Origin of the sequence: Nocardia sp. NBC_01499 (assembly GCF_045040275.1) — a bacterium.
Classification (GTDB): domain Bacteria; phylum Actinomycetota; class Actinomycetes; order Mycobacteriales; family Mycobacteriaceae; genus Nocardia.
In genome coordinates, this window is sequence record NZ_CP109426.1 from 2,803,498 (window position 1) to 2,816,914 (window position 13,417).

Sequence of the window (13,417 nt, forward strand, 5' to 3'; positions counted from 1 at the left end):
ATCACCTGCGGCTATGCCCAGCCGCCCCGGCGTCCCAGCCAACCCCGGGTGAGTCGGGCAAATCACGCTTGATGCGCGCACGGGTGCGGTGCGTGCTCTGGCGTTGGTTGCCGGGAGTTGACTCCGCGTAGTCGACCATGCCTCTCGGTCAAGCGGGAGCGGTGAGGTAGTCGGGCCCGCCGATGTAGACGGTGTGGCCGGATTCGGCTTGGCTGGTGGTGGCTTCGGCTACGGCGGCGGCGAATTCGGGGATGGTGGGGAGGGGGGCGTTGTCGCGGCGGGCTGCGACGGCGGCTGGGTTTCGGCGTTCGAGGAGTTGGACGATGATGGTGCCGTCGATCATGTCGCCGGAGACGGTGTGCAGGGTGATGCCGTGGGTGGCGAGGGTGGGGATCATGGCGCGCAGGGCGTCTTCGCCCGCGCGTTTGCTGGCGGCGATGGGTTCGTAGTCCGCGGGGACCGGTTTGCGGCCGTGGAAGTGGGCCTGGTGGCTGGTGACGAAGACGATGCGGGATCCGGTCGGCATGTGCGGTCGGGCCAGGTGGACCAGGCGGGTTTGGGCGTCGCGGTTGATCGACATGGCGTAGTCGGGGGCCGCGTTGCGTTCGAGGCCGCCGGAGGCGTTGAGGATGAGGACGTCCAGGCGGCCGAACTGCTCGGTGATGGTTTCGATGAGGGTGCGGGCGGAGGTTTCGTCGGAGATGTCGGCGCCCGCGGTGGCGGCGCTGCCGCCCGCGGCGACGATCTCATCGGCGATTGCCTTGGCGCGCTTGAGCTTTTCCCGATAGTTGATGATCACGTGGTCGCCGCGGGCGGCGAGGATGCGCGCGGTTTCGGCGCCGATGCCGCGGGAGGCACCCGTGATCAAAACGATTCGCTGTCCGGCTGGTTCGCCCACGTTTCCCTCTCGATGGCGGGCCGTCGGCCCGGCAGATTGCTTCTAAATCAGAATCACTATGGTAGTTCTAAATGAGAAGTGCAAGCGGGGCGAAGCCGCCCAATGATTCGGCCGACGCGCCGGTACTGGCCGCGATGGAACTGCTGGGACAGCGGTGGACGTTGCGTGTGCTGTGGGAGTTGGCGCCCGGCCAGCTCGGGTTCCTCGAGCTGCGGCGTCGCATGGACAACTGCTCCTCCAGCATGCTTTCGGTGCGCCTGCAGCATTTGCAGGGCGTTGGGCTCATCGTCAAGAACGCCGACAAGTCCTACGAACTCACCACCGCGGGAACCGAACTCGGCGCCGCGATGCAAGACGTGTGGGATTGGTCGCGGCGGTGGGAGAAATCACTCACCGACCCGAACGACTGAGCGGTTTGACCTTCCGCCTACCTGAGACTCCATGATGACCTGGTGGCTGAGTCCGATGGGTTGATCACGATAGGCGTGCTGGCGCGAGCGAGCGGGCTCACCGCGAGTGCGCTGCGGTTTTACGACGACTGCGGGCTGCTCGCACCCGCGCGGGTCGATCCGCTCACCGGGTACCGGTATTACACGGAGGCGCAACGGGAACGCGCGGCACTGATCCGGCGGCTGCGGGCGATCGAGGTGCCGCTCGATACGATCTCGGACATCCTGTCCGGCGATACGGGGCGCGCCGAACGGTTGTTGGACGAGCACGTCGACGAACTGAAACAACGAGCCCTCGACGCCGCACTCGTGGCCGAGAGAATCAAGCAGGCGCTCGGCGTCGGATCGATAGGCGACCGTGTCGAGCTGTCTGCCACATTGCTGGCCGAGGCGTTCGAGCAGGTGCGGGCCGCCGCGGCGAGTAGCCGCGAAATACCTGTTCTCGCAGGCATTCTGCTGGAGGCGAGCGCGAATTCGCTGACGCTCACTGCCACTGATCGCTATCGGCTTTCGACGCGGACCGTGGTGTCACGAGACCGGCAGGGCGCGGACTGGGCACTGGTCGTCGACGCGAGCGATCTCGATCCGATCATCACGTGGCTGCGCGGCCTGGACGAAATCGTCACTGCCCCAACAGAACAAGGATTACGACTCATCGGCGACGGCACCGAACGGCATTGCCGGGTGATCGATGAACCGTTCCCCGACTATCGAGTAGTGCTGTCGAACCTCGCGCCGGTACGAACACGGGTGGTCACCGCCCGCAAACCGCTGCTCGACCTTCTCGAAAACACCTCCCCCACAGTGCGATTCGAGATCAACAACATCGGTCTCACGGTGTCCGGCAACCACCTGCCCGCGACGGTCACCGGCTCCGACATCGATCTCCACTTCGATGTCGCCACACTGCTCCCCGCCGTGCACACCGCACTGGGCCCAGATCTCATGCTCGACATCGCCGCAGCCGATCACCCGATCGTGCTGCGCTCCGCCACCGACGGCGACCTCACGACCCTGGCCATGCCGACCCGGCAGCCAGCCGAAAGATAGGACCCCGTGCCATGACCGACGACACCATGGTCGCGATCACCGACGCAGTCACACTCGGCCGCGAAGGCAAACCCGACGCGGCCCGCGAATCCCTGCTCACCCTCTGGAGTTCCCTTGGCCCGCAGGGCGATCCGCTACACCGCTGCACCCTCGCCCACTACCTCGCCGACCTCTACGACGACGCCGCCGAGGCACTCGCCTGGGACATCCGCGCCCTCGACGCCGCCGACTCGCTGACCAATACCCGCGCCAAGCAATACCATGCCTCCCTCGACGTTCAAGGGTTCTACCCGTCCCTGCATCTGAACCTGGCCGACAACTACCGCAAACTGAGTTCCTTCACCGCCGCGCAACGCGAACTCACCGCCGCCAAAGCCACGCTGCATGCCCTCCCCGATACCCCTTACGGCACCATGATTCGCACTGCGGTCGACGAAGTCGAAGCAGCGATCCAAGCGCACGACACCAGCCCCCGAGCGTCCGCTCCGACCGGCCGCGGATAGCCGAATCACCAGCGGCGTTTGGTGGGGTGCCCTGGATCCTGAAGGGCGGCGGAAACGCCGACTTCAGCTTCTGAGCGAACACGAACGGCCCGCGCTTCTCGGAGTGCGGGCCGTTTGCCTCACCGAAAGCCAGACCGTAGCCGCCGAAGTCGCCGACCAGGAACTTCTGCCGAACAACATGATTGGCGATAGGCGATGCTAACCTTAGCGCCACACCGAATTCAGCAGTATACGAACACCTCATGAACCAACAGGTTTAGGCTGTGCGCCGTGGTCGAACCCCAACCGTCAATCGCGCCCCATCCCGATATCGCCCCGTTGGCCCCACTGCTCGGCACCTGGCGTGGCGATGGGCACGGCGAATACCCGACCATCCAGTCGTTCGATTACCTGGAAGAAGTCCGGTTCGGCCACCTCGGCCGCCCATTCCTCACCTACCGGCAGCGCACCCGCGCCGCCGACGGCAGCCGCCCCATGCACGCCGAAACCGGCTATCTGCGTTGCCCGAGCCCGGACCGAGTGGAATTGATCTTGGCCCACCCCACCGGCATCACCGAGATATGCGAGGGCGCACTCGATGTCGCCGATGGCGCGCTGCACATGGAATTCGACTCCACCAGCATCGGCCGCACCAGCACCGCGAAACTCGTTACCGCCCTCGGCCGCACATTTCAGCTGAAGGGCGACACCATCGATTACACGTTGCGCATGGCCGCGGTCGGCGAGCCGTTGCAACACCACCTCGCCGCCACATTGCGCCGGGCCGACTAAAGCGCCCGATCCGCCCGGCCCGCTCGCCGCACCGTAAGGCCCGGCGGGCCGGGATCCGAACACCCTCCGCCGACCGGCGAAGGATCCGGAACATTATCTGGCCGAATAGCCCGTCCCACGGAGTTGTTTCGCGATCGGCGAATTTCCCGAAAATGCCGGACCGCTAGGCGGTACTCTCACCGGGATTCCTCCGGAATGTGACCTGCGGTATTTTCTTGCTGCCATGTGCCGTCGATCACTTGGGCTTGTTCGGTGAATCGATCACGGTTTACGGTTCCGAAGCAGCAAACTTTCAGATAACTTCGCGCGGCAATCCCTGCGCGGACCGGATAGAACCCTTCCCCCGTCGACACCCCTGACCCGAGGGAGACGAACCATGAAGCGTTCCACCACAATCCTGGCCAGCGTTGCCATCGTTCTCGGCGGCGCCGCGACCGTCCAGATCCTCGACGGCGGCGACGCCGGTGCCGCGATCACGGACCACTCCTCGTCCACCAGCAACCAGGCAGCCGCGCCGGCCAGCGCGCCTCAGTAACCAGGGGGCAGCGCGGCGATCATGTCCCGGCTGACCGCGACCGCGTTGTCGGAGCTGCCACCCTTGACCAGCAGCGTCGCGAACGCGATATCCCCTCGGTAGCCGACGAACCACGAGTGCGACCCGCCGTCGACCTCGGCCTCGCCGGTTTTGCCGTACACCTCACCCTGATCGGCGATCCGCTCGGCTGTGCCGCCGGTGACCACCCTGCGCATCATCGCGCGCAGCCCGGTGATCACCTGCGGCGCGAGGGCGGGCGTCTCGCCGTCGACCGTCGTGCTGCGGCCCGCGATCAGGTACGGCACCGGCACCGAGCCGTGCGCGACGGTGGCCGCCATCAGCGCCATGCCGAGCGGGCTGACCACCACCTTGCCCTGGCCGATGCCGTCCTCGGTGCGCTGGATCAGCTCGTCCGACGGCGGCACCGAGCCGGAGAACGTCGGCAGCCCCGCGACCGTATAGCCAGGGCCGACACCGAATTTCGCGGCGGTCGCGTGCAACGCGTCGCCGGGCAGCCTGCTCGCCACGTTGGCGAACGCGGTGTTGCAGGACCGTTCGTAGGCCGTGATCATCGGCACGTCACCGATCGTGAACAGGTCGTAGTTGGGAATCGTCCGGTCCCCGATGGTGATTCGGCTCGGGCAGGGCAACACCGTGTCCGGGGTGGCGAGGCCGGTGGTCATCGCGGCGGCCGCGGTCACCGTTTTGAACACCGAACCCGGCGGATACTGGCCGATGGTCGCGACCGGACCGTCCTGATCGGCCGCCTTGTTCTGCGCGATCGCCAGAATCGCACCGGTCGACGGACGAAGCACCACCATCATGGTCTGCTCCGCGCGCCCGTCGACGGCGCGTTGCGCGGCGTTCTGCACGTTGCGATCCACGCTGAGCGAGAACGACGGGGCCGGTTGCGACGGCACCTCGGTGAGCACATCGGTGTCGGCACCGTTCGCGTTCATGGTGACCACGCTCCAGCCCGCCTTGCCGTCCACCTCGGCGATCACCGTCTTGCGGATCTGCGCGAGCAGATCGGGTGCGAAGTTGCGGTCGGTGGGGACCAGGTCCCACTGCGTGGTGACCACGACACCGGGCAGGCCGATGAGATCGGTACTCACCTGGTCGAATTCGCTCTCGCTGAGCATCGCGACGGGGTAGGCGCCCTTGGTCGAGATGGCCGTGTCCCGGATGGATTCGGGCGTGAGCTGCGGGTCGAACTGGCTCAGCGCCGCCGCCAGCGAGGTCGCGACCGCGCCGGGGTCGGCGGCGTTGGCCGCGGTGAACGCGACGCGGGAAATCTTGCCAGGCACCAGCACATCGCTGCCAGCCTGCTCGTTCACCCGCGCGCGCGGCGCCGGGTTGGCCCGCAGCGACATCGTCTGAGTGTCACCCAGGTTGGGATGGATGTTCGACGAGGTCCAGCGAACCTTCCAGCGACCGCCGCTGCGCCCCATCTGCAGCTGTCCGGTGTAGCGCCAGGTCCGGTCCTTGGGCAGGTGCCACTCGTAGGTGTAGTCGACGGTCGCGGTGTCGCCGCTGACCCTGGCCGAGCCGGTGCGCGCCGTCAGCTTCTCGGCTTGCAGGTGGTCCCACGCGGAACCCAGTGCGGCACTGGCCTTTTCGGGCTGATTGGTGAGGTCGGCTGCGGCCGCCAGGTCGTGCTTGGCGAACGCCTCGACGAAGTCGTCGGCCGCGGGCACCGGTCCCTGCGGGCCACGCGCGCAACCGGCCACCGGCAGCGCGAGCAGCGCGACAGCCAGCGTGACGAGCAGCGGCGTCCTCAGCGGATAGGTCCTGGTCGACATCGGCACCGATGGTAGTAGCCAATGTCGAGCAAACCTCCGCGCCGCTCCGTGTTTCTTTCCACTGAAACAGCTTTCAGCGTCGGCGCGGTCAGTCGAGCAGGACGGTGCAGAAGGTAGCGATCTGCCGGAAGCCGACGCGGCTGTAGGCGCGGCGGGCGACCTCGTTGTAGTCGTTCACGTACAGGCTCGCGGTGCGCCCGGATGCCACCACCGCGTTGGCGATGGCGGCCGTACCGGTGGTACCGAGTCCGGTGCCGCGATGTTCGGGATGCACCCAGACGCCTTGGATCTGGCCGGTGCGCCGGGACAGGGACCCCACCTCGGCCTTGAATACGACCTCGCCGTCCTCGAAACGTGCCCAGGCGCGGCCGGATTCGATCAGGCTCTGAATGCGGCGCCGGTAGCCGCGGCCGCCGTCACCGGCGCGGGGATCGACGCCGACCTCTTCGATGAACATGGCGATCGCGGCGCAGAGGTAGCGGTCGAGTTCGTCCGGACGCACGCGCCGGACATTGGGGTCCGGGGTCACCAGCGGCGGTTGCGCGAGGGCGAGCAGCGGCTGTTCGCCGCGCAGTTCCCGCGCGGGACCCCAGTGGTCGGCCAGCATCTCCCAGAGCGGTAATGCCAGCTCACGGCGTCCGACCACCGATGACGCGATGCGCGGCCACCTGATCGCCCGGTCCGCGAACGCCCGTAGCGCGTCATGATCACCGCGCAGAGGGACCAGGTTCGCACCGGAGAAACACAGCGACTCCGAAGGTCCGCCTCGACTCCATAGTTCGCCCTGGCCACATCGGGTCGTGTCCAGGCCGAATTCCTGGAGCCGAGCGGCGACCATGCACGAGGCCACCGGGTCGGCATCCAGAACTCGAAGGACCTGCCCCAGGTCCCGGTTCGCGAGCTGCCGCGCGGGAACGTACTTCGCCCTACGCGTCGGCTCCAGCAGACTCCGCACGTTGCTAGCCTGCCACGAAAATCGGCGATGTGGTACGGCTATGCCGAACGCAACAGTTCGTGTGTTGTTCAACTGAACCAGACGAAGTCCGGCTACAGCCTGGGTGCGGCGTCAGCCGACCGTGACGACCGGCTCGCCAGCGCCCGCGTCCACGCCCATTTGCTCGGCGATGCGCAGCGCCTCCTCGATCAGGGTTTCCACGATCATCGCCTCCGGCACGGTCTTGATGACCTCGCCCTTGACAAAGATCTGGCCCTTGCCGTTGCCGGACGCGACACCGAGATCCGCCTCACGCGCCTCGCCGGGCCCGTTCACGACGCAACCCATCACGGCAACCCGCAACGGCACCTCCATGCCCTCCAGCCCGGCACTGACCGCGTTCGCCAGGCTGTACACGTCAACCTGAGCGCGGCCACACGACGGGCAGGACACGATCTCGAGCTTGCGCGGGCGCAGGTTCATCGACTGCAGGATCTGATCGCCGACCTTGATCTCCTCGGCGGGCGGCGCGGACAGCGAGACGCGGATGGTGTCGCCGATGCCCTCCGACAGCAGCGCACCGAACGCCACCGCGGACTTGATGGTGCCCTGGAACGCGGGGCCCGCCTCGGTGACGCCGAGGTGCAGCGGGTAGTCGCTGCGCGCGGCCAGCTGACGATAGGCCTCCACCATGATCACCGGGTCGTTGTGCTTGACCGAGATCTTGATGTCGCCGAACCCGTGGTCCTCGAACAGGCTCGCCTCCCACAGCGCGGATTCCACCAACGCCTCCGGGGTGGCCTTGCCGTACTTCTCCAGCATCCGCTTGTCCAGCGAACCGGCGTTGACGCCGATGCGGATCGGGATACCTGCGGCGGCCGCGGCCTTGGCGACCTCGCCGACCCTGCCGTCGAATTCCTTGATGTTGCCCGGGTTTACGCGCACCGCGGCGCAGCCGGCGTCGATAGCCGCGAAGATGTAGCGCGGCTGGAAGTGGATGTCGGCGATGACAGGGATCTGGCTCTTGCGCGCGATCGTCGCCAGCGCGTCCGCGTCTTCCTGACGCGGACAGGCCACCCGGACGATGTCGCAGCCGGAAGCGGTGAGCTCCGCGATCTGCTGCAGGGTGGCGTTGACGTCGTGGGTCTTGGTGGTGGTCATGGACTGCACGGAGATCGGGTGATCACTTCCGACCCCGACATTGCCCACCATCAGCTGGCGAGTCTTGCGTCGAGGAGCGAGAACGGCCGCAGGAGCGGCGGGCATCCCCAATCCGATTGTGCTGGTCACTTTCGGCTGCCTACTTTCGTACGTACATTCCGGGCCGTTCGCCTTCCGAGCTTAGTCGCGCACGCCGAACGACCACCCTGTGACGCCCACGACAACGTGCTGTCCCCCAAGTGCCCGCGACAGGGTACCGCGTCGAGGGGAACGTCAGAACAACTTGATCGGATTGACGATGTCGGCGACCAACGTGAGCACCATGTAGGCGCCGCCGATCACCACCGCGACGTAGGTCAACGGCAATAGCTTCAGATAGTCCACCGGACCGCCGGGTGCCAGACCCTTCCAGCCGCGAATGGTGTTGCGGATCTTCTCGTACAGCACCACCGCCATGTGGCCGCCGTCCAGCGGCAGCAGCGGCAGGATGTTGAAGGCGCCGAGGAAGAAGTTCAGGCTGGCAAGGACCAGGATGAACACGCCCCACAGGCCGCGTTCGGCGGTCTCGCCGCCGATCTTGCTCGCGCCGTAGACGCTGACCGGGGTCTCCGGGTCGCGCTCGCCGCCGGTCACCGCGCTCCACAGCGCGGTCACCTTCTGCGGCAACTGGGCCAGCGACTGGAACGTCCGCACGAACATATCGCCGGTGAACGAGCCCGCGGCGGGGATCGCGCCGAGCACGTTGTGCTTGACCGGCCCGTAGAAGTCCGAGCCGACGCCGACGGCACCGACCTCGCGACCGACCCCGTCCACGTAACGCATGACCTGTTCCGGGGTGACCGGGACGGTGAGGGTCTTGCCGTCGCGCTCGATGGTGTAGGTGAACGGGCCGGACTGCTTCTGGGTTTCGGACGTGAAGTCCTTCCAGGTCGTCACCTTCACGTCGTTGACCGACTTGACGATGTCGCCGCGCTGCAGACCGGCACGCTGAGCCGGGCCCGCGCCGGAACACGGCTGGGTGCTGCCGTCCGGATTCTGTTGCGGCACACAGCTCATGTTGCCGAGCTGGGTGGCAGGCGGCTGGTCGAACCGGGGCAGGCCCCAGCCGATCGCGAGGATGACCACCAGGATGTAACCGAGCAGGAAGTTCATCGCGATGCCGCCCGACATCACGACCATCCGCTTCCAGGTCTCCTGGCGGTACATGGCGCGGTCGACTTCTTCCGGCTCCAGCTCGTCGAGGGCGGTCATGCCCGCGATATCGCAGAAGCCGCCGAGCGGCAGCGCCTTGAGGCCGTACTCGGTCTCCCCGCGCCGGAACGAGAACACCTTCGGTCCGAAACCGATGAAGTATCGCCGCACCTTCATACCGGTGGCCTGGGCGGTCCACATGTGCCCGCACTCGTGCAACGCGATCGATATCGTGATGCCTAGCGCGAACAGCACGAACCCCAACGCGTAGACCATGTGTTTAGCAGCCCTCCTGCATAGCGCAGCTCGCCTCGACGAAGGGCGACCGCCGGATCGGCCGCCCATAAACCTCTGGACCCGCACATCCCGTCACGGCCGCGAGCACCCCGACCACAGTAACCGGACCCCGCCCGGCCCTGCGTATTCAGTGTGCCAGGCGGCGGTCGACGGGCGAGTCCGAGCCTTCCCAGCAGTGCGGATCACGCCGCGAACGGGTCAGGTTCCGTCCGTGGCACGTGGTGGAGAGGTGCTCCCGTGTTCATGTGCCACTCACGGATGAGTGGTCAGGTAGGCGGTGTGTCAGGCGGTCACCCGAGCGCGGGCGAACTCACGGGCCCAGGTGTCGGCGGCGAGCACCTCGTCGAGGGAGGTCGGCTCGGTGCGCCATTGGTCGGCGGCTTCGACGGCGGCGGCCACGGTGCGGACGATGTCGGGGAAGCGGCTGGCGCCGTCAAGGAAGGCTTGTACCGCAACCTCATTGGCGGCGTTGTAGACGGCGGTGACACTGCCGCCCGCCTCGCCGGCGCGGCGGGCCAGCTCGATCGCGGGGAAGACCTCGTTGTCGACCGGCTCGAAGGTCCAGGTGGCGGCGGTGCCGAAGTCGCAGGCCAGCGCGGCACCCTGAACCCGGTCCGGCCAGCCGAGGGCCAGCGCGATGGGCAGTTTCATGTCCGGCGGACTGGCCTGGGCGAGCGTGGAGCCGTCGGTGAAGGTGACCATCGAGTGCACGATCGACTGCGGGTGCACGGTGACGTCGATGCGGTCGTAGGGCACACCGAACAGCAGGTGCGTCTCGATCAGCTCGAGGCCCTTGTTGACAAGCGACGCCGAGTTCAGCGTGTTCATCGGCCCCATGGACCAGGTCGGATGTGTCTTGGCCTCAGCGGGATTCACCGATTCCAGCATCTCGGCGGTCCAGCCGCGGAACGGGCCGCCCGACGCGGTGAGCACGAGCCGATCCACCTCGTCGGCGCGACCGCCACGCAGGCACTGCGCGAGCGCGGAATGCTCCGAATCGACCGGCACGATTTGGCCGGGCGCGGCCGCGCGAGTGACCAGCGAGCCGCCCGCGACCAGCGATTCCTTGTTGGCCAGCGCGAGCCGGGTGCCCGAGTGCAGGGTGGCCAGGGTCGGTCCAAGGCCGAGCGAGCCGACCAGCGCGTTGAGCACGACATCGGCCTCGGTGCGCCGCACCAGCTCGGTCGCCGCGTCCGGACCGGCCAGCGGAATATCGAGCTGCTCGGCGGCTTTCGGATCGGCGACCGCGACATTGCGCGTCCCGGTGGCCGCCATCTGCGCGGCTAGCAGTTCGGTATTGCCGCCGCGCGCGGCCAGGCCGACCACCTCGAACCGGTCGGGGTTGGCGGCGATCACCTCGAGCGCTTGGGTACCGATGGATCCGGTACTGCCGAGGAGCAGGACTCTCACGATGTCGGACACGAGTTCATTGTGGCGCACAAAGAAATAGGCACGGTGCGTACCCGCTCCACCGGCTACCGACCGCCAAGCGGCGTGTCCCGACTTACAACGACGCACCGTCGTATGTCACGATAACGAGCAGCAGTCCATCCCGAACCAGCTAAGGAGCGAATCGTGGCCGCCACGGAACTCGAACCCGCCAGCACCGAGCGCGGCATCGTCACTCACGTGGACACCGCCGAGGTTCCCTCCGCCGAGTGGGGGTGGAGCGGCGAGTCGCCCCGCACCTTCCGCGTCGCCGGGTGGATCGTCGCGTTCATCCTGGTCGCGATGGTCATCGGTAACCACAAGGGCCATGTCGAGGACATCTTCCTTGTCGGTTTCGCCGCCGCCATCGTCGGCATCCTGGTCCGGGACTCGTTCCTGCGCCGCAAGCCTCGCTAGTCGAGCGCCACGGTCATTCGCGAACAGCGGCCACCGTGACGTGGCCCGCATTCGCCCGAATGCCCTGAGATATACCGGCTTTCGCCAGGCCAGGGGCGCCTAGTACGGTTCGGGTCGAGAGGTCCGCGACTCCATCGAGTCGCGGACCTTCGCTGCTGACCAACCCGTGAGGACGCCATGCCCAAGATGTTCGCCGCCGCGCTGCTGACCGCAAGCGCCGTCGGTTCGCTGTTGTTACTGCCCGCCGCCCCGGCCTACGCCCAGTCCGAGACCTGCGGCCGCGCCATCGACGCGGTCAACAAGGCCATCGACGGATCCCCCAACGGTGTTCTGGAGGGCCCGGTCGCGCAGGCGCTGCACGGCACGCTGCTGTCCATCGCCGCGAGCGGTGGCGAACAGGCCGAGAAGGACGTCATCACCGCCTACGCCAACGCGCTGGCCGACGACCACGTCAGCGACATGGACCCGTTCACCAACGAACTCAACCGCGTCTGCGCGGGCTGACCCGAACTCGTTGGGGGCGAACAGGTTCGGCGGGGGCCGCGACATTTAGGCGACCGCCGATCAAAGCCCGCGACTAACGCCCCCGGCGCTTCGCGGGCTTCTTCTTGGCGACCGAATTCCTGGCAGGACTCGGTCGTCCACCCGTCCGCTTCGCAGCCGACTTCTTCTGCGGCTCAGCGCTTTTGGTCCGAGCGGCCGGAGATCGAGAGCTACGTTCGGAACGCCCGCGGACCACACCCACGAAATCCTCGACCACATCGCTGGTCCGATCCGTCGGCCACGCCAAGGCGATCTCCGTGTCCGCGACATCGGTCACCGTGCGATACACGAGGTCTCGGCGCGCATGCAGCCGAGCGATCGAATGCGGCACGACAGCGACACCGACACCGGCGGCCACCAGCTCGATAGCACCCGCGACCGCATCGATATCGGACGCGTCCTGCATCCGCTCATCGGCCAGCTCCGCCATGCTCACCTGCTCGAACACCGAGATCGGATGATCCTTCGGCACCACGACAACCGCCAACTCCCGATACAGCGGAATCGCGCTCATCCCGTCCCGATCAATCGGCAACCGAACAAAGCACAGATCGACCCGCCCCTCCCGCAATGCCACGTCCTGCTCCCCCATCGGCACCCCGACCACCTCGAGCGAGGTATCCGGAAACCGCTCACTCCAGATCCGCGTCCACTTCGACACCGTGACACCGGGCACAAACCCGACCCGCAACGCGGCGGGCCCGTCCGACGGTTCCTCGACCACCGCCGCTTCCGCCCGCGCGATCAACTCCCGCGCCTCCCCCAGCAACGCCGCCCCCTCCGCACTCAACTGAGTCGGCTGCGCCCCCGGCACAAACAACTTCGTCCCCAGCTCCGACTCCACATCGATCACCGTCTGACTCAACCGCTGCCGCGAAATGTTCAACCCCTTCGCCGCCCGCGCAAAATGCAGCTCCTCGGCAACCGCGACAAACCACCGCAGCCGCACCACATCAATCGACTCCAACCGGCTCATGCCAGGAACCATATCGCCACCCGATACGCTGTCTCAGTGAGCCCGGACCCTAACCCTCAGCTGATGAAGCCCCTGACCGCAGCCAACAAGCTCGGCATCTACCTCCCCGCGGCCCCCGAATCCTTCCGCAACGCCCCCCTCTCCCGCGCCGACCTCGAAGCCCTCCGCAGCAACCCCCCGGAGTGGCTCACCGACCTCCGCCGCACCGGCCCCTTCCCCCGCGACACCACCGCCCGCAAACTAGGCGTCTCCAACTCCGGCCTCTCCCGCGCCGAAGTCTCCGACGCCTTAACCGCCGACGAAATCGCGGCACTGCTCGCCGACCCGCCAGAATGGCTCATCCGCGAACGCGCCAACTACGCCGAGGTCCTCAAGGAAAACGAGCGAATCGCCACCAAGGAAGCCGACCGCCGCGCCGCCACCAACCGGCCCGCAAAGAACCGCACGTAGGTCTACATCAGC

Annotated in this window: 15 protein-coding genes; 8 read left to right on the forward strand and 7 right to left on the reverse strand. The window is 67.1% G+C overall.

The genetic code is table 11. The features are described 5' to 3' along the window. Window positions 1-148: 148 nt before the first annotated feature. A complete protein-coding gene (locus OG203_RS12865) occupies window positions 149-898 on the reverse strand; it encodes an SDR family oxidoreductase (protein ID WP_405165878.1) in 750 nt (249 codons plus the stop codon). Window positions 899-969: 71 nt separating this feature from the next. On the opposite strand from OG203_RS12865, the gene OG203_RS12870 reads away from it, so the two are divergent. The 5 genes from OG203_RS12870 to OG203_RS12890 all read left to right on the forward strand — a co-directional run bounded on the left by OG203_RS12870 (window position 970) and on the right by OG203_RS12890 (window position 4,206). Further along, complete coding sequence (locus OG203_RS12870) at window positions 970-1,308, forward strand: winged helix-turn-helix transcriptional regulator (RefSeq protein WP_405165879.1); 339 nt, start codon at window positions 970-972, stop codon at window positions 1,306-1,308. Between the two features lie 42 nt (window positions 1,309-1,350). Continuing rightward, entirely contained in the window at window positions 1,351-2,397 is a 1,047-nt protein-coding gene (locus OG203_RS12875) for a MerR family transcriptional regulator (protein WP_405165880.1), read from the forward strand. 11 nt (window positions 2,398-2,408) lie between these two features. Further along, window positions 2,409-2,900 carry a hypothetical protein gene (locus OG203_RS12880; protein ID WP_405165881.1) on the forward strand — a complete coding sequence of 164 codons (492 nt, stop codon included), beginning with the start codon at window positions 2,409-2,411 and terminating at the stop codon, window positions 2,898-2,900. A gap of 270 nt (window positions 2,901-3,170) precedes the next feature. After that, complete coding sequence (locus tag OG203_RS12885; protein WP_405165882.1) at window positions 3,171-3,671, forward strand: peroxynitrite isomerase; 501 nt, start codon at window positions 3,171-3,173, stop codon at window positions 3,669-3,671. Between the two features lie 376 nt (window positions 3,672-4,047). After that, complete coding sequence (locus OG203_RS12890; RefSeq protein ID WP_405165883.1) at window positions 4,048-4,206, forward strand: hypothetical protein; 159 nt, start codon at window positions 4,048-4,050, stop codon at window positions 4,204-4,206. On the opposite strand, the gene OG203_RS12895 is transcribed toward OG203_RS12890, so the two are convergent. From OG203_RS12895 to dxr, 5 genes are all read right to left on the reverse strand, one after another. Continuing rightward, on the reverse strand, window positions 4,200-6,008 hold the full coding sequence (locus OG203_RS12895) for a penicillin-binding transpeptidase domain-containing protein (protein ID WP_405165884.1): 1,809 nt from the start codon (window positions 6,006-6,008) through the stop codon (window positions 4,200-4,202). The genes OG203_RS12890 and OG203_RS12895 overlap by 7 nt on opposite strands. A gap of 88 nt (window positions 6,009-6,096) precedes the next feature. Beyond that, the gene (locus tag OG203_RS12900) at window positions 6,097-6,963 is read right to left on the reverse strand and encodes a GNAT family N-acetyltransferase (protein WP_405165885.1); all 867 of its coding nucleotides are present in this window, start codon (window positions 6,961-6,963) and stop codon (window positions 6,097-6,099) included. Between the two features lie 111 nt (window positions 6,964-7,074). Next, window positions 7,075-8,232 (reverse strand): flavodoxin-dependent (E)-4-hydroxy-3-methylbut-2-enyl-diphosphate synthase, encoded by a 1,158-nt coding sequence (ispG, locus tag OG203_RS12905; protein WP_405165886.1) that lies wholly within the window; start codon window positions 8,230-8,232, stop codon window positions 7,075-7,077. Window positions 8,233-8,376: 144 nt separating this feature from the next. Continuing rightward, window positions 8,377-9,570, reverse strand: coding sequence for a M50 family metallopeptidase (locus OG203_RS12910; protein ID WP_405165887.1), 1,194 nt, complete (start codon window positions 9,568-9,570; stop codon window positions 8,377-8,379). Window positions 9,571-9,873: 303 nt separating this feature from the next. Beyond that, entirely contained in the window at window positions 9,874-11,013 is a 1,140-nt protein-coding gene (gene dxr, locus OG203_RS12915) for a 1-deoxy-D-xylulose-5-phosphate reductoisomerase (RefSeq protein ID WP_405165888.1), read from the reverse strand. Between the two features lie 153 nt (window positions 11,014-11,166). On the opposite strand from dxr, the gene OG203_RS12920 reads away from it, so the two are divergent. Both OG203_RS12920 and OG203_RS12925 read left to right on the forward strand, forming a co-directional pair. After that, window positions 11,167-11,436 carry a DUF2631 domain-containing protein gene (locus OG203_RS12920; RefSeq protein ID WP_405165889.1) on the forward strand — a complete coding sequence of 90 codons (270 nt, stop codon included), beginning with the start codon at window positions 11,167-11,169 and terminating at the stop codon, window positions 11,434-11,436. Window positions 11,437-11,613: 177 nt separating this feature from the next. Then, a complete protein-coding gene (locus OG203_RS12925) occupies window positions 11,614-11,940 on the forward strand; it encodes a hypothetical protein (RefSeq protein ID WP_405165890.1) in 327 nt (108 codons plus the stop codon). Window positions 11,941-12,013: 73 nt separating this feature from the next. Here OG203_RS12925 and OG203_RS12930 read toward each other — a convergent pair whose 3' ends face one another. After that, window positions 12,014-12,955 (reverse strand): LysR substrate-binding domain-containing protein, encoded by a 942-nt coding sequence (locus OG203_RS12930; RefSeq protein ID WP_405165891.1) that lies wholly within the window; start codon window positions 12,953-12,955, stop codon window positions 12,014-12,016. Window positions 12,956-13,018: 63 nt separating this feature from the next. Here OG203_RS12930 and OG203_RS12935 point away from each other — a divergent pair, with 63 nt between their 5' ends. Then, window positions 13,019-13,405, forward strand: a complete 387-nt coding sequence (locus OG203_RS12935; protein WP_405165892.1) for a DUF5997 family protein — start codon at window positions 13,019-13,021, stop codon at window positions 13,403-13,405. The last annotated feature ends 12 nt before the right edge of the window (window positions 13,406-13,417 follow it).